This window comes from Caulobacter sp. DWR1-3-2b1, from assembly GCF_049895765.1.
In the GTDB taxonomy this organism is placed as follows: Bacteria; Pseudomonadota; Alphaproteobacteria; order Caulobacterales; family Caulobacteraceae; genus Caulobacter.
On the sequence record NZ_JAFCSZ010000016.1, the window covers coordinates 53,511 to 67,888 of the forward strand.

The 14,378-nt window shown below is 65.9% G+C and carries 16 protein-coding genes and 1 pseudogene; 11 read left to right on the forward strand and 6 right to left on the reverse strand.

What is annotated here, in order from left to right; genetic code table 11:
* Nucleotides 1–59: 59 nt before the first annotated feature.
* The 4 genes from ACP69S_RS14465 to ACP69S_RS14480 all read left to right on the forward strand — a co-directional run bounded on the left by ACP69S_RS14465 (nt 60) and on the right by ACP69S_RS14480 (nt 5,067).
* The gene (locus ACP69S_RS14465) at nt 60–2,108 is read left to right on the forward strand and encodes a phytase (protein WP_425998343.1); all 2,049 of its coding nucleotides are present in this window, start codon (nt 60–62) and stop codon (nt 2,106–2,108) included.
* Between the two features lie 467 nt (nt 2,109–2,575).
* Nucleotides 2,576–3,106 carry a hypothetical protein gene (locus ACP69S_RS14470; RefSeq protein ID WP_425998345.1) on the forward strand — a complete coding sequence of 177 codons (531 nt, stop codon included), beginning with the start codon at nt 2,576–2,578 and terminating at the stop codon, nt 3,104–3,106.
* Nucleotides 3,107–3,132: 26 nt separating this feature from the next.
* Nucleotides 3,133–3,435: a TonB-dependent receptor plug domain-containing protein gene (locus ACP69S_RS14475; protein WP_425998347.1), complete on the forward strand. Its 303-nt coding sequence runs from the start codon at nt 3,133–3,135 to the stop codon at nt 3,433–3,435.
* A gap of 93 nt (nt 3,436–3,528) precedes the next feature.
* Entirely contained in the window at nt 3,529–5,067 is a 1,539-nt protein-coding gene (locus tag ACP69S_RS14480) for a TonB-dependent receptor plug domain-containing protein (RefSeq protein WP_425998349.1), read from the forward strand.
* Between the two features lie 478 nt (nt 5,068–5,545).
* On the opposite strand, the gene ACP69S_RS14485 is transcribed toward ACP69S_RS14480, so the two are convergent.
* On the reverse strand, nt 5,546–6,073 hold the full coding sequence (locus ACP69S_RS14485) for a gamma carbonic anhydrase family protein (RefSeq protein ID WP_425998351.1): 528 nt from the start codon (nt 6,071–6,073) through the stop codon (nt 5,546–5,548).
* A 299-nt stretch (nt 6,074–6,372) separates the two neighbouring features.
* On the opposite strand from ACP69S_RS14485, the gene ACP69S_RS14490 reads away from it, so the two are divergent.
* The 5 genes from ACP69S_RS14490 (at nt 6,373) to ACP69S_RS14510 (ending at nt 10,417) form a co-directional block, all read left to right on the forward strand.
* The gene (locus ACP69S_RS14490; protein ID WP_425998353.1) at nt 6,373–7,176 is read left to right on the forward strand and encodes a PhoH family protein; all 804 of its coding nucleotides are present in this window, start codon (nt 6,373–6,375) and stop codon (nt 7,174–7,176) included.
* Nucleotides 7,177–7,369: 193 nt separating this feature from the next.
* Nucleotides 7,370–7,675, forward strand: coding sequence for a hypothetical protein (locus ACP69S_RS14495; protein ID WP_425998355.1), 306 nt, complete (start codon nt 7,370–7,372; stop codon nt 7,673–7,675).
* A 95-nt stretch (nt 7,676–7,770) separates the two neighbouring features.
* The gene (locus ACP69S_RS14500; protein ID WP_425998357.1) at nt 7,771–9,759 is read left to right on the forward strand and encodes an OPT family oligopeptide transporter; all 1,989 of its coding nucleotides are present in this window, start codon (nt 7,771–7,773) and stop codon (nt 9,757–9,759) included.
* A gap of 47 nt (nt 9,760–9,806) precedes the next feature.
* On the forward strand, nt 9,807–10,097 hold the full coding sequence (locus ACP69S_RS14505) for a glutathione S-transferase N-terminal domain-containing protein (protein WP_425998396.1): 291 nt from the start codon (nt 9,807–9,809) through the stop codon (nt 10,095–10,097).
* Between the two features lie 5 nt (nt 10,098–10,102).
* Nucleotides 10,103–10,417, forward strand: coding sequence for a glutathione binding-like protein (locus ACP69S_RS14510; protein WP_425998359.1), 315 nt, complete (start codon nt 10,103–10,105; stop codon nt 10,415–10,417).
* On the opposite strand, the gene ACP69S_RS14515 is transcribed toward ACP69S_RS14510, so the two are convergent.
* The 3 genes and pseudogenes from ACP69S_RS14515 to ACP69S_RS14525 all read right to left on the reverse strand — a co-directional run.
* Entirely contained in the window at nt 10,411–11,094 is a 684-nt protein-coding gene (locus ACP69S_RS14515) for a GNAT family N-acetyltransferase (protein ID WP_425998361.1), read from the reverse strand. The genes ACP69S_RS14510 and ACP69S_RS14515 overlap by 7 nt on opposite strands.
* A 7-nt stretch (nt 11,095–11,101) precedes the next feature.
* Entirely contained in the window at nt 11,102–11,470 is a 369-nt protein-coding gene (locus ACP69S_RS14520) for a hypothetical protein (protein ID WP_425998402.1), read from the reverse strand.
* A gap of 97 nt (nt 11,471–11,567) precedes the next feature.
* Nucleotides 11,568–11,720 (reverse strand): annotated as a pseudogene (locus tag ACP69S_RS14525) (TetR family transcriptional regulator); the annotation flags it as partial.
* 67 nt (nt 11,721–11,787) lie between these two features.
* Here ACP69S_RS14525 and ACP69S_RS14530 point away from each other — a divergent pair.
* Together ACP69S_RS14530 and ACP69S_RS14535 are read left to right on the forward strand one after the other, a co-directional pair.
* Complete coding sequence (locus ACP69S_RS14530) at nt 11,788–12,450, forward strand: MFS transporter (RefSeq protein WP_425998363.1); 663 nt, start codon at nt 11,788–11,790, stop codon at nt 12,448–12,450.
* A 260-nt stretch (nt 12,451–12,710) separates the two neighbouring features.
* Nucleotides 12,711–13,043 carry a hypothetical protein gene (locus ACP69S_RS14535; protein ID WP_425998365.1) on the forward strand — a complete coding sequence of 111 codons (333 nt, stop codon included), beginning with the start codon at nt 12,711–12,713 and terminating at the stop codon, nt 13,041–13,043.
* Between the two features lie 23 nt (nt 13,044–13,066).
* Here the strand turns inward: ACP69S_RS14535 and ACP69S_RS14540 are convergent, their stop codons facing one another.
* Nucleotides 13,067–13,273, reverse strand: coding sequence for a DUF3126 family protein (locus ACP69S_RS14540; protein ID WP_425998367.1), 207 nt, complete (start codon nt 13,271–13,273; stop codon nt 13,067–13,069).
* Nucleotides 13,274–13,324: 51 nt separating this feature from the next.
* Entirely contained in the window at nt 13,325–14,254 is a 930-nt protein-coding gene (locus ACP69S_RS14545; protein WP_425998369.1) for a LysR substrate-binding domain-containing protein, read from the reverse strand.
* Between the last annotated feature and the right edge of the window lie 124 nt (nt 14,255–14,378).

Below are 14,378 nucleotides of genomic sequence, written 5' to 3' on the forward strand. Positions count from 1 at the left end.
CGTCAGCGCCGCCGGGCTAGGCCCGTGCACATCGAAGATGCGACTACAGGGGGACAACCATGATCCATCGCCGCCAACACCTCGCCGCCGCCAGCGCTCTGACGCTCGCCTTCGTCGCCGGCCAGACCTTGGCCCAGACCCACGCTGCGCCCACCGCCCCCTTGGCCATCAGCGTCGCCCCGCTCGGCGCGACCGTGCCGACGGCGCAAGGCGGCGCTAACGCGGCCGCCCTGCTCTACAACAGCGCCGACCCGAGCGAGAGCGTCATCGCCGCGACCGGCGAACTGGGCGGACTGGAGTTCTACGGCCTGGACGGCGCCCGCAAGGCCGCCCTGCCCGGCGGCGAAACCTATGGCGTCGATGTCCGTGAAGACCTTATCGCGGTCCTTGACCGCAAGGATGGTCGCATCCGCCTGTCGCGCTACGATTTCGGGACCGGCCAGGCTCGAGACGTCGAGGCTCGCCCGCTGATGCTGGGCTATGCCGGCGAGGGCCTGTGCCTGCACAAGAGCTCGCGCGACGGCTCGATGTACGCCTTCGCCCTCGGCGGCGACGGCCAGCTGGACCAGTGGCTGCTGTATCCCACCGCCGACGGAAAGCTGGACGGCCGCCTGGTGCGCCGCCTGCACCTGTCGTCGGAGGCCAAGTATTGCGTCGCTGACGACGCCAGCGGCGCCCTCTATGTCGCCCAGCAAGCGATCGGCATCTGGCGCTACGACGCCGATCCGGAAGCCGAGGCCGTGGCGACCGTGGTCGACATCAACCGCCTGGGCCGCATCAAGGGCGAGGTCGGCGGCCTGGCTATCCTGAACGGCGGCGCCCAGGGCGACTACCTTGTGGCCGCCAACGCCGACGCGGGCGACTACAACGTCTATGACCGCAATGCCGACGACCGGTTCCTGGGCGCCTTCCGCATCCAGGCCAACGGCGCTGACGCCATTGAGGGACCGGCCGGACTGTTTGGCCTGCGAGCGCCCATCGGCCAAGGCCTGCCGGCCGGCGCCCTGCTGATCACCGACGACCGCAAGGTTGGGGCCAACACCCGATTGCTGTCGTGGCGGGACGTAGCCGCCGCCCTGAAGGTCTCGCCCGGCCAGGCCGCGCCCCAGGCGGCGCCCGGCGCGCTGGCCCTGGTCCGGGCGACCATGGAGACCCGGCCGGTCGAGCATGGCGGCGACGCGGCAGACGATCCGGCGATCTTCGTCCACCCGACCGACCCGACGAAACACGCCATCATCGCCACCGACAAGAAGGGCGGACTTCTGGTCTATGACCTCTCGGGCAAGCCGCTGCAGTACCTGCCCGACGGCAAGATGAACAATGTCGACCTGCGCGGCGGTTTCAAGCTGGGCGGCAAGAGCGTGACCCTGATCGCCGCCAGCGACCGCACCAGAAAGGCCATCGCCCTCTACACCATCGATCCGGACACCCGGATGCTGACCAGCGTCGCCGACGGCCTGCAGGCGACCGGCCTTTCCGACCCCTACGGCCTCTGCATGTATCGCAACCGCAAGGGCGCGACCTTTGTCTTCATCAGCGATCCGGACGGTGGCGTGCGCCAGTGGAAGCTGGTCGCCACCCCGGCCGGCAAGGTCCGCGCTGAACAGGTTCGTGACCTGAAGTTCGCCACCCAGACCGAAGGCTGCGTCGCCGACGACCAGACGGGCGCGCTCTATATCGCCGAGGAAGACACCGCCCTATGGAAGCTGGGGGCGGAGCCCTCGACGGGTGCTGCCCGCAAGGCCATTGCCCGGGTGATCGACAACCCGGCCCTGAAGGACGACCTCGAGGGCGTAGGCCTCTACGCCCAGCCCGGCGGCAAGGGCTATCTGGTCCTCTCCAGCCAGGGCAATAACAGCTACGCCCTGTTCGAGCGCGAGGGCGACAACGCCTATGTCGGCAGCTTTGCTGTGATCGCCGACGGAGCGACCGGCATCGACGGCGTCTCGGAAACCGATGGCCTGGACGTGACCAGCGCCTCGCTCGGCGCGGGCCTCGAAGCCGGCGTCTTCATCGCCCAGGACGGCCGCAACGTCTCGCCGCCCGAGAACCAGAACTTCAAGCTCGTGCCGTGGTCGGCGATCGCCGCGAAGCTGGAACTACGTTGAGCCGGGGGAAACCGCGAGGCTCGCAGGGAGCTGAAGGGCGAGTTTCTGACAGGACCTGATCCCGCCCGGGCGAAATTTCCGACTCGCCCATGAAAAATCGCCGATGCGACAAAATGAGCTGCCCTCATTTTTCAGCCACGTCGGAAGGACTTCGCACACTGAGAATTAAGCTTAGCCCGCAACATACCCAAGAATATTTCTCAGAAATTCGATTAATATCGGAATCTTATCGATCTATAATAGATAAGGGTATTACTACCGTAATATCACATATATTAATTTCTGTTATATCAAAATATAATCCTTGATAAGCAAACATGTCGATGTTTGTCTAATAAGTATTCAGCTATATATAAAGGATATGAGCCGCAACCCTACCTGCCCATCCTCCCGACTTACCTATTGTTTATAAAGGCAGCCCGGATGGAGGGAGACACCCCGAAGAACGCGGGTGTGGGGAAAACAGAATGTCCAAAAATCGAAAATCAGGCGCTCCGGCGCTTTGCGCCCTGGCGCTCGCCGCCGCGCCGCTGAGCGCCCATGCCGACGCCGCCAAGGACCTGCAGGTCGCGGGCCGCGCACTGACCTTCCTTGAAAACGGCCCGACCGGAAAAGCCACGCTCGGCGTCGTCTTCGATCCGTCCAAGCCGGCCTCCGTCGCCGAGAAGAACGCCGTCATGGCCGCCATCGGCGGCGGCATGAGCGCCGGTTCGCTGACCATCGTCGGCAAGGCCGTGGAAGCTGGCGATGTCGCCGGCGTCTCGGGCGTGGCCGCCCTCTACATCACCACCGGCGTCAATGCCGGCCCGGTCGGCGCCGCCGCCAAGGGCAAGAAGATCGTAACCATCGGATCCGACGTCTCCTGCGCCACCAGCGGCGCCTGCGTGATGAGCGTCTCGGCTGATCCCAAGGTGGAAATCGTGGTCAGCCGCTCGGCGGCCGCTGCGGTCGGCGCGGTCTTCAAGGCCGCCTTCCGCATGATGATCCGCGAAGTCTGACCCCAGCGTTCGAAAGAGACAAACCCATGAAAACAACTCTCTTCGCCGGCGCTTCGGTCGGCTTCCTCATCCTCGCCTCGGCCACCGCCGCTTCCGCCCAGTCGATCGACTATGGCGCGATGCAGCAGCTGTTCAACGAGCCCGTCACCACCAGCGCCACCGGCTCGCCGCAACGCTCGACCGAGGTTCCGGTCGCGATGGAGATCATCTCCGCCGACGACATCAAGCGCTCGGGCGAGACCAGCATCCCAGGCATCCTGCAGCGCGTCGCCGGTGTCGATGTGCTGAATTTCTCGGCCGGCCAGTCGGACGTCAATGTTCGAGGCTAAAACCAGTCCAGCTCGCCGCGCCTGCTGGTGCTGGTCAATGGTCGTCAGGTCTATCTCGACCACTACGGCATGACGGTCTGATCGACCATCCCTGTGCAGCTTGACGAAATTCGCCAGATGGAAGTGGTCAAGGGCCCGGGCAGCGCCCTCTTCGGCTTCAACGCCGTGTCCGGCGTGGTCAACATCATCACCTTCAACCCGAAATATGACGCTCGCAACGTGGCGACCGTCCGCCTTGGCGACCATGGCCAGAAAATCGGCTCGCTGGTCGCAACCCACAAGTTCGGCTCGGCGATCTCCGCCCGCCTGTCGGTCGGCGCCGAGGAACGCGACGAGTGGGCTCGCACCGGCGCCCTGCCGCTGGCCTCGCCCCTGCATGATCCGCACCGCGTGACCACCGCCCTTGACGTCGTCGCCCAACTGACGCCGAAGACCGAGCTGCGGGTCGAGGGCTCTTGGGCCAATGTCCAGGAAAGCCTGGTCACCGGCTCCAGCTATGCCAACATCAAGATGGCGACCGCCTCCGCCAAGACGACCCTGACCTCGGACACCGGGATCGGCCAGATCCAGGCCCAAGCCCATCAGAACCAGCTGCGCTCAAAGTACAATCTCGGCGGCCGGCGGGTCCTCTGGAACAACACCATCACGGTGGTCAGCCTTCAGGATCTGTTCAAGATCTGCGCGGCCCACACGATCCGGCTCAGCGGCGAATATCGCCACAACACGCTCAACACCGCGCCGCTCGTCCGCGGCGACGTCAGCTATGATGTCTGGTCAGGATCGGCCATGTGGAACTGGGCGATCAGCGACACGCTGACGACCACGGCCGCCATTCGCGTCGACAAGCTGCTACTGGAACGCTCGGGGGTCTTCCCGGCCCGCATCCCGCTGGCCAACAACGCCTTCTGGGATCGCTCGTCCACCGAGCCCAGCGTCAACCTCACCGCCGCCTGGCGCCCCACCGCCAAGGACACGGTTCGGCTTTCCTATGCCCGGGGTGTTCAGGCGCCCAGCCTGATCCAGTTCGGCGGGCTGCAACTCGACTTTGGTCCGGTCTACATCATCGGCAATCCGAACCTGAAGCCGGCGACTGTCGACAATTATGAAGTGGCCTACGACCGCGATCCGGCGGGCGCCAAGCTCGGCGGCCGACTGTTCGCGCAGCCAGTGGTCGAGCATCAACGGCGGCACCAACCAGACGGCCCTGACCTATCTGCCGACGGCGACGACCAACCCCGCCTTGAACAACAACGTCGCCAGCGATTCCAAAATGAAGGGAGTCGAGCTGATCGGTTCCGGCAAGATCGCCGGCGGCTTTGGCTGGCGGGCCGACTACACCTATACCGACGTCAAGGACTCGCCGCTCCCGGGCGTGAACACCACGGCTGCCGCCGTAGCCTACCAATCGACCACTCCCGAAGGCCGCGGCAATGTCGGCGCGGACTGGGTCAAGGGTCCCTGGGAAGCCGACGTCAACCTGCACTATGTCAGCGATTTCCAGTGGTACGACATCACCAATGGCGCGCTGCAGCCGGTCAAGGCCTACGCCACCTTGTCCAGCCGCGCCGGCTAGAAGCTGGAAAGCGGCATCACCGTCGCGGTGAGCGGTCAGAACCTGCTCAAGGAACGTGAAAAGCAAACCCGCGGCCTCGAAGCCGAGCGTCAGGTGCTGATCACGGTCTCCAAGGCCTGGTGATCGGCGCGGCCTCGCCCCCTCGGCGAGGCCGGTTCGGATGACAACGGCGGGCGCGCGCTCCTCTGGGGCGCGCGCCCGATCCCGTTGAGCGGCGAGAACCCTCTCACGGTGCGTTAGAGCCGGGGGATCAGTTGCACCGCATACAAGAATGGCGACCGCGCACAAGGAAAGCGCCCATATCGCCCGCCAGAGCCTTTCCGCTAAAGGCGAGCGTACGAGGCGGCGCAACCAAATCCTTGCCGACGCTTTAGGCCAATGCGGACTTGGTTCCCCCATCAAGTTCGCCCCCCGGCCTCCGCCGCGGCAATCTTAACGCCCGCGTCGACGCCAGCCCTGCGCGTGACAGATCCGTGCAGGATCGGGAGCGCCGCTTCTGATCCCCCCCGATAGGAAGCGGCGCTCCCGCCAGCGGGCTCAGGCGGCGACGAGGTCGCGGTCGTAGCGCTTCCAGTTCTCGACGTAGTGCAGGGCCGAGGCCTGCAGGATCAGGGCGTGCTGCTCGCCGATCTCGCGCACCACCTTGCCCGGGGCGCCCATGACCATCGAGTTGTCCGGGATCTCCTTGCCCTCGGTAATCAGGGCGCCCGCGCCGATCAGACAGTTCCTGCCGATCTTCGCGCCATTGAGCACAATGGCCCCGATTCCGATCAGCGAGCCGTCGCCGATGGTGCATCCATGCAACATAACCATGTGACCGATAGTCACATTGGCCCCGATGGTCAGCGGCGCGCCATGGTCGGTATGAAGTACTGATCCGTCTTGCACATTGGTATTCTCGCCGATCGTGATGGGATCGTTGTCACCCCGAACAATCGCGCCCCACCAGATACTGGCGTTTGTCTTGAGTATTACATTGCCCATCACCGATGCGGTCGGCGCGATCCAGTATTCGCCTGGTGCGGGAAGGGTCGGGCTGACGGCGCCCAAGGAATAGACAGTCATCCGTACACCCCGTTTTCTTGAAATCGTTGCTTGATTAACTTCTGCGAAACCACGTTAGCATCATCTTAGTCGGGCGATTCGAGGGGAGAAATCCCATCGATTCCCACCGGGGCCGATGTTCGGTTCCGGCTCCTGACGACGGAGATCAGGGTGTCGCTCTTGGCGTTCAGGCGTTCCTCGGAACCACCGCCTTCTCGGTCCAGCGCCGAGCCGCCTCGTCGCGCACGCGTCTTCGTCTCATCTCCTCCCCGCTGCCCCAAGGACGACGCCATACGGCTTCGTCCTTTTTTCATGCCTGAATGGAGGCTTCCATGACCAAGCGAGCCCTGAAGCGTATGGCGCGCGAAGGCGCGACCGAGACCGGCCACTATGGTGACGACGCCAAGGTGCGTCGCCTGCCGGTCGATATTCGGGAGCGTGGCAACAGTTGGTCGCCGCTTGGGCCGGACGGCGCGGCGAAAGGCCCGGAGCGAGATCAAAGTTACCTCAAAACCATAAAACCCAAATCGCCGGGCCAAGCCGAGTTGATGGAAGCCATCGACAAGAAGAACCTGGTGATGGCCCTGGGTCCGGCAGGCACCGGCAAGACCTACATCGCCATCGCCAAGGCCGTCGAAGCCCTGGAAGCCGGAACCGTGGCGCGCATCGTGCTATCGCGTCCCGCAGTCGAGGCCGGCGAGTCGCTGGGCTATCTGCCCGGTGACATGGAAGAGAAGCTGGCTCCCTATCTGCGCCCCCTCTACGACGCACTGACCGACCGCCTCTCGACCCGGCGCATGCGCGCGCTGATGGCCGAGGGGGCCATCGAGATCGCCCCGGTCGGCTTCATGCGCGGGCGCACGCTGAACAACGCCTTCGTGGTCATCGACGAAGCGCAGAACTGCACCTACATGCAGCTGAAAATGCTGCTGACGCGCCTGGGCTGGAACTCGACGATGGTGGTTACCGGCGACCCCAACCAGTCAGACCTGCTGCCCGGCATCTCGGGCCTGGCCGACGTGGCCGCCAAGTTCGACGCGCTTGAGAACATCGGCGTGGTCCGACTGGCCGACCGCGACATCGTCCGCCACCCGCTAGTCGCGGAGATGCTGAGCGTTCTGTGAGGAACGGCGACAGCTGTAGGGGCGGGTCCGGCCTAACCGGACCCGCCCTTTTTACGTTACCGCCCCTGCCTCATGGCAAGAAGCTTGCGTGGAAGCTCTGAAGGGTTCAGTCTTCCAAAGGTTGAGGCCGCGCCCTTCGCACTCGGCGTCGAGCGGCGGCCCATCGGATGGTCTTGAACCTGAGGGGACCCTCATGTCGCTTGTCAGAACCACCATAATCGCCGTCGCTTTACTCGCCGCCGCCTCGCCTGCCCTCGCGGAGCAATTTGTCGTGCCACAGCCCAACGCGGGCCCAATGAGCCCGCTTCACATGTGGGGCCAACAGTTGACCGCCGTAGCAGGCGCGCGCGCCACCAGGGCGCAATGGAAACGCGCGGTGAAAGCCGCCGCGCTGATCAATTCCAACCGGTGCAAGGACGCCTATCTGCTGGCCGCCGGGGATCAGGACGAAAGACTCGCCAGGCGCGTCTATGAGGTATGCACCGCGCCCCGGTCCTAGACGGTCAGCAAACGCGCGGAATGCGGAACAAGGCTTGAGTTTGGGGCGGTCGGACGTGCAAGGTCCGGCCGCCTTTACTGTTTCAGGACCACTTCATGGCCGACGCCGCCGCCGTTCCACGTTCGGAATTTACCATCCGGGGCGTCCTGCTGGGGATCGCCATCACCCTGGTCTTCACGGCGGCCCAGGTCTATCTGGGCCTGAAGGTGGGCCTGACCTTCGCGACCTCGATCCCGGCGGCGGTGATCTCGATGGCGCTGCTGCGGGCCTTCAAGACCTCGACCATCCAGGAAAACAACATCGTCCAAACCATCGCCTCGGCGGCGGGCACCCTGGCCTCGGTGATCTTCGTGCTGCCTGGCCTGCTGATGATCGGCTGGTGGGCGCATGTGCCGTTCTTCACCACCTTCATGGCCTGCGCGGTCGGGGGCATCCTAGGCGTCATGTACACCATCCCCCTGCGCCGGGCCCTGGTGACCAATTCCAACCTGCCCTATCCCGAAGGTGTCGCCGCCGCCGAGGTCCTGAAGGTGGGCACCGGCTCGCGTGAAGGCGCCGCCGAGGGCAAGGCCGGCCTGATCGCCGTGGCCGCCGGCACCCTGGCCTCGGCCCTGTTCGCCGCCCTCGCCGCCGCCAAGATCTTTGCCGGAGAAGTGGCGGGCTACTTCAAGGCCGGAGCCGGCGCGACCGGCTTGGGCGCGTCCAGCTCGCTGGCCCTGATGGGCGCCGGCCACCTGATGGGCATCACCGTCGGCATCGCCATGTTCACCGGCCTGGCCATCGCCTGGGCCGTACTGGTGCCGATCATGACGCAGGTCTTCCCGATGCCAAGCGCCAGCGCCGCCGATCACGCCCTGACGGTATGGAGCACGAAGGTCCGCTTCCTGGGGGCCGGCGTCATCGGCGCCGCCGCCATCTGGACGCTGGGCAAGCTGATCGTGCCGATCTGGCAAGGCCTGGTCTCGGCCCTCGAAGCCGGCAAGACCCGCCGCGTGGATGGCGCGGTGATCCCCCGGGTCGAGCAGGACATCCCGATCCTGATCGTCGGCATCGTCGCCACCGCCTTGCTGGCCCCGGCCGGCTGGGTGATGGCTCACTTCCTGAGCGGCGGGCCCCTGTCGGCCATCGCCACGCCCCTGATCGTCGCCGCTGTCGCCTTTCTGGTATTTGCCGGCCTGCTGGCCGCCGCCGTCTGCGGCTACATGGCCGGCCTGATCGGATCGTCCAATAGCCCCGTCTCCGGCATCGCCATCCTCACCGTACTGGGCGCCTCGCTGATGGTCGGCGCGATCGGTCGCACGACGATCGGGCCGGACGTGACCACCGCCCTGGTTGCCTTCGCCCTGTTCGTCACCGCCATAGTCCTGGCCGTGGCCGTGGTCGCCAACGACAACCTGCAGGACCTGAAGACCGGTCAGCTGGTCGACGCCACCCCTTGGAAGCAGCAGGTCGCCCTGGTGATCGGCGTGCTGGCCGGCTCGCTGGTCATTCCGGTGATGCTGGAACTGCTCAACCGCTCCAACGGCTTCACCGGCGCGCCCAATCTCAGCACCGTCGTCGGGGCCGAGAACCTCGGCGCCCCGCAGGCCACCTTGATCTCGACCCTGGCCAAGGGCGTGATGGGCGGCGTCCTGCCCTGGAACCTGCTGGGCATCGGCGCAGCCATCGGCCTTGGCCTGGTGCTGGTCGACATCCTGGTGCGCCGCTTCAGCGCCCAACGCTTCAGCTTGCCGCCTCTGGGCGTAGGTCTGGCCATCTATCTGCCCAGCGCGGTAACCGCACCGGTGGTGGTCGGCGCCGTCATCGGATGGTTCTACGAGCGGATCGTCAGCAAGGATCGCACGGCCGCGCCGGCCAAACGGATGGGCGTGCTGGTGGCGTCCGGCTTCATCGTCGGGGAGAGCCTGTTCAACGTGGCCTTGGCCGGCCTGATCGTCGGGACCAACAAGCCGACGCCACTGGCCGTACCCTTCGCGCCGTCCGAGCATGTCGGCATGATCCTGGCCCTGATCGCCGCGGCCATCGTGGTGTTCAGCCTCTACAGCTGGGCGCGCAAGGCGGCGGCGAGGACGGAGCAGGCCTAGGAGACGACGCCGGCATGCGAATCTGGGGGCGGCGCCCCTTGTTTAACGTGCAGAAGGTGATGTGGCTGGTGCGCGAGCTTGGCCTCGACCACCAGCATGTCCAAGCCGGCGGCGATTTCGGCGGTCTCGACGATCCGGCGTTTCTGAACCTGAACCCGCATGGCCGCGTGCCGGTCGTCGAGGACGCGGAGGCGGTCGTCTGGGAATCCCATGCCATCCTGCGTTACCTGGCAGCTCGCCATGGCGGTGCTGACTGGTGGCCGGAAAATCCCGCCGCCCGCGCCGAGGCCGATGGCTGGATGGACTGGTCTCAGACCGCCCTGCAACGCACTTTCTGACCGGCGTGTTCTGGGGGTTCTACCGGACGCCCGACGATCAGCGGGACTGGCCCGCGATCCACGACGCGATGGCGGCCTGCGCCCAACACTTTCACCTGCTCGACAAGGTTCTTGCGGACCGCCCCTTCCTGGGTGGTCAGGCCCCGAGCCCCGCGGACATTCCAACCGGTACGTGCCTCTATCGCTACTTCGAACTCGACATCGACCGGCCTGATATTCCTCACGTCGAGGCCTGGTATCGGCGGCTGCAGGCGCGGCCGTCCTACCAGCAGCACGTCATGATTCCATTTTCGGAAATGCGCGGCCGGTTGGCCTACTGAACGGGCTTCAGCACCGTGAAGATCATTTCCCGCCGCAGCCTGAAGCCCAGCGACTCATAGAGCCGATTGGCCCCGACATTGTCGGCGTAGCTGTGCAGGAACGGCGCCTCGCCCCGATCGGCGATCCGCCTGGCGACATGGGCCATCAGGCCAGCGGCATAGCCCTCGCCGCGGTGGTCGGGGTGGGTGCAAACGCCGCTGACTTCGGTGAAACCCTCGGGCCTCAGGCGCTCGCCCGCCATGGCGGCGAGACGGTCGTCGATCTTCACGCCGACGAACGATCCCAGCTCGTGGGTTCGGGAGAAGAAGGGACCAGGCTTGGTGAGCGTCGCCAAGGCGAGCATTGCCGGCGCATCGGCGTCGGTCAGGGCCTCGATAGCGAAGGCGACAGCCCGTGCCGGCGGAAGGGTCTCGGCGACCATCTGCCAGCACACGGCCGCCGAAACACGCTCGGTCCCCGGCGGCGTCGGAACGGGCGCAAGCTCGACCAGCCCCGTCACGCCATGCTCTCGCACCAGATCGCCCAGGGCCAAGTTATCCACAGCCTCTCCCCGCACAGCCGCGAACAGGCCGAAGGCCGGGTCCATACGCAAGGCGCCGCCCTTGCAGAGCGCCAGATGGGATTGATGTCCGGTCAGCGCGGACCACACGGGTCGGTCAAGAAGGTGCTCGCTCATATAAACCTCAATCCGGGCAATAGGCCGCGATCAGCGCCTTCACTGCCCCGACCACGGCCCGAGCTGGCTTGTCGTCGCCGTCGAACATCTGGCTGGAGGTGAAGACGCCCTCGATCAGCAGCATCAGGGCGTCGCCCAGGGTGGCGGGGTCGGACGCGCCCATCTCTGCGGCCTTGGCGCGCAACCGGGCTCGCAACAGCGTCTTGTGCTCGTGCGAGACTTGGCGGCCGGGATTGTCGCGATCTGGATATTCTACCGCCGCGTTGCTGAGCGCGTAGCCGCGATAATCGGCGCCGCCCGACCGCGCCGACAGCCCCTCGAAATAGGCGGTGATCTGCACCTTGGGGGTCATCCGGGTGCAGAGCATCGGCCGCATCGAACCGGCCCCAGAACCCGACCTCGACGTCGCGCAGCACGGCGGCGACCAGGTCGTCCTTGGATTTGAAGCTGCGATACAGGCTGGGCTTGGTGACGCCCGCCCGATTGACGATCTCGTCCACGCCCACGGCGCGGATACCCTCGCGATAGAAGAGCTCGCGCGCGGTCTCGAAGATGCGCTCGGCCGCGCGCACTGTAGGGCTGTAGGGCTGGTCTACAGCAGAGGTTTTTTCGTCGCTTTTCGTCATGGCGCTCGACGATGTCACTTACCGGTACGTATCAGGCGAAACAAGCCCCGTACCGATCGACTACCTCATGATCAGACCCGCTCGTCCCTTCGCCCAGAACTACGCCTTCGTGGTGGCCGGCGCGATCTTCCTGGCCCTGATGGCCGCCGCCGGCCTGCGGGCCGCGCCCGGTGTCTTGATCCTGCCGCTGGAGAAAGCCTTCGGCTGGGACCGGGCCTCGATCTCGGCTGCGGCGGCGGTCGGCATCTTCCTTTACGGCCTGACCGGACCGTTCGCGGCCGCGCTGATGACGTCGTTCGGCGTGCGGCGGACGGTGACCCTGTCCCTGCTGCTGATGGCGGTCTCGACCGGCCTGTCGTCGCTGATGACCGCGCCCTGGCAATACATGGCCACCTGGGGCGTGCTTGCCGGATTCAGCAGCGGCGCAGTGGCGATGGTCCTGGGCGCGACAATCGTGAACCGCTGGTTCGTGGCGCGCCGCAGCCTGATGCTGGGCCTGCTGACCGCCAGCACCGCCACCGGATCGCTGATCTTCCTGCCGGGAATGGCCCTGATTGCCGAGCACTACAGCTGGAAGGGCGTGGTGCTCACGGTCGCCGCCGTCTGCGCCGTCCTGGCGCCTGTCGTCTGGCTGCTGGTGCCCGAGCGCCCCGCCGATATCGGCCACAAGCCTATGGCGCGCCCGACGACTACCAGCCACCCGCCCCGGGCTCGGCTGGCAACGCCCTGACCTACGCTTTCAGCGCGCTGGGTCGAGCCGCCAAGACCCGCACCTTCTGGCTGCTGTTCCTTGGGTTCTTCTTCTGCGGTCTGACCACCCACGGCCTGATCGGCGTGCACATGATCGCCTTCTGCGGCGACCGGGGCATGCCAGAAGTGCGCGCCGCCGGCCTCCTGGCGGTGATGGGACTGTTCGACCTGGTCGGCACCACCCCCTCGGGCTGACGTCCCGACCGCTACGACTCGCGCAAGCTGCTCTTCGTCTACTACGTGTTGCGCGGGCTCTCGCTGATCTACCTGCCCTTCTCGGACTTCTCGATCGTCAGCCTGTCGGCGTTCGCTGTGTTCTATGGACTGGACTGGATCGCCACGGTGCCGCCGACCGTGCGGCTGACCACCGAGGCCTTTGGCGAGCGTGACGGCCCCATCGTGTTTGACTGGATCGCCGCCGGCCACCCGCTGGGCGCGGCCACCGCCGCCATCGGCGCCGGCGTCATCCGCGCCAGCCAGGGCGAGTACATGCAGGCCTTCATCATCGCCGGCTTCGCCTCGCTGATGATCCGCCGCACCGTGGTGGCGGCGTCGACGCCGGCGGCCGCCTAGAAGCGGCCGCGCGGCGGAAGGGTTTAGTCCAGGTCTTCGGCCAAGATCGCCATTTCGAACATGAACGAGCCGTCCTCGTCTTCGTCCTGAAAGACGACGCCGATGAATTCGCCGGCCACTTCAACCTCGGCGGAGTCCTTCTGCTTCGGTCGGGCCTTCACGACGATGAGCGGGTTGCCGAAGGTGCGCTTCAGGTGCTTTTCGATCTTTTCGATGGATGTAGCGTCCACGGGGAGCTCCTGTTTTTCTGATTGAGCGCCGTGGCGCCCGTCGAGCCGAAACTAGCGCCCTACGGCGGAGTCGCAAGCTGCTTCCGGCGGAGTCGGTGTCGAACGCCCTTCGGCGACCAGCCAGTCGCGGAACAGCAGGGCGTGCTCGGTAGCGTCGGCCAGCGGCGTCAGGGCTACAATACTGGCCTCACCAACCACAAAACCCAGCGGCGCCGTGAGCCGTCCGCTGATCAGGTCGCGCTGCACGAAGGCCCACGGGCACATGGCCACGCCCAGACCCGCAACGGCGGCTTCGATCATGTAGAAGTAGTGGTCGAACTCTTGGTGGCTGGCCGGTTCCGGCAGTTCGACCGGGATCTTGCGCGCCCAGTCGGACCAGCTTTCCGGGAAGGTCCGGGTATGCAGCCGCGGCAAGGCGCAGATCGCCTCCAGCGTCGGCTTCACACTAGCCGCGACTTCAGGCGACATCACCGGGCCATGGAAATGCTCCATAAAAGGGGTGACGTTGGAATCCTGCGGATAGATCGCGCCCAGGGCCCGCATGCGGATGGCAAGGTCGATCCCATCGGCGCGATAGTCGAACGCGCCATTGGACTCCGCGACCCGCACAGGAACCTCCGGATGGGCTGCCTGGAAGCGCGGCAGGCGCGGGATCAGCCATTTCATCGCGAAGGTCGGCAGGCACGACACGACCAGAGGTCGCGGACCCACCTGCGGTGGACGCGGCACCGCCGCCTCGATCTGGTCGAAGGCTGGCGACAGGGCTTGAGCCAGCTTCAGGCCCTCCGGCGTCATTCGTAGCCGTGAGCGCGGCCCCTCGGTCAGGGCGACCCCGAGTTGCTCCTCCAACTGCCGGATCTGCCGGCTGATCGCGCCATGGGTGACGCACAGCTCATCTGCGGCCAGGGTCATCCGGCCATGCCGCGCGAAGGCCTCGAAGGCGCGCAAGGCGTTGATCGACGGCAGGGCGCGACGAGCCATGTGACGAAACCTCACAGAAGCCCGACGGATAAGTCGTTATCCCGACGGATTCAACCGCGCGATAAGGTGAGCATGCCTGCTCCTGACCGCATCACCCCCGCACAAGTCCTGGCTCTGATCGTGA

What these genes read in the sequence shown, in the direction of transcription:
- ACP69S_RS14520 (WP_425998402.1), bottom strand. Translation starts at nt 11,470, where the DNA reads ATGCGGCCGATGCTCTGCACCCGGATGACCCCCAAGGTGCAGATCACC.
- ACP69S_RS14530 (WP_425998363.1), top strand. Translation starts at nt 11,788, where the DNA reads ATGATCAGACCCGCTCGTCCCTTCGCCCAGAACTACGCCTTCGTGGTG.
- ACP69S_RS14515 (WP_425998361.1), bottom strand. Translation starts at nt 11,094, where the DNA reads ATGAGCGAGCACCTTCTTGACCGACCCGTGTGGTCCGCGCTGACCGGA.
- ACP69S_RS14485 (WP_425998351.1), bottom strand. Translation starts at nt 6,073, where the DNA reads ATGACTGTCTATTCCTTGGGCGCCGTCAGCCCGACCCTTCCCGCACCA.
- ACP69S_RS14545 (WP_425998369.1), bottom strand. Translation starts at nt 14,254, where the DNA reads ATGGCTCGTCGCGCCCTGCCGTCGATCAACGCCTTGCGCGCCTTCGAG.
- ACP69S_RS14495 (WP_425998355.1), top strand. Translation starts at nt 7,370, where the DNA reads ATGTCGCTTGTCAGAACCACCATAATCGCCGTCGCTTTACTCGCCGCC.
- ACP69S_RS14500 (WP_425998357.1), top strand. Translation starts at nt 7,771, where the DNA reads ATGGCCGACGCCGCCGCCGTTCCACGTTCGGAATTTACCATCCGGGGC.
- ACP69S_RS14470 (WP_425998345.1), top strand. Translation starts at nt 2,576, where the DNA reads ATGTCCAAAAATCGAAAATCAGGCGCTCCGGCGCTTTGCGCCCTGGCG.
- ACP69S_RS14490 (WP_425998353.1), top strand. Translation starts at nt 6,373, where the DNA reads ATGGAGGCTTCCATGACCAAGCGAGCCCTGAAGCGTATGGCGCGCGAA.
- ACP69S_RS14465 (WP_425998343.1), top strand. Translation starts at nt 60, where the DNA reads ATGATCCATCGCCGCCAACACCTCGCCGCCGCCAGCGCTCTGACGCTC.
- ACP69S_RS14475 (WP_425998347.1), top strand. Translation starts at nt 3,133, where the DNA reads ATGAAAACAACTCTCTTCGCCGGCGCTTCGGTCGGCTTCCTCATCCTC.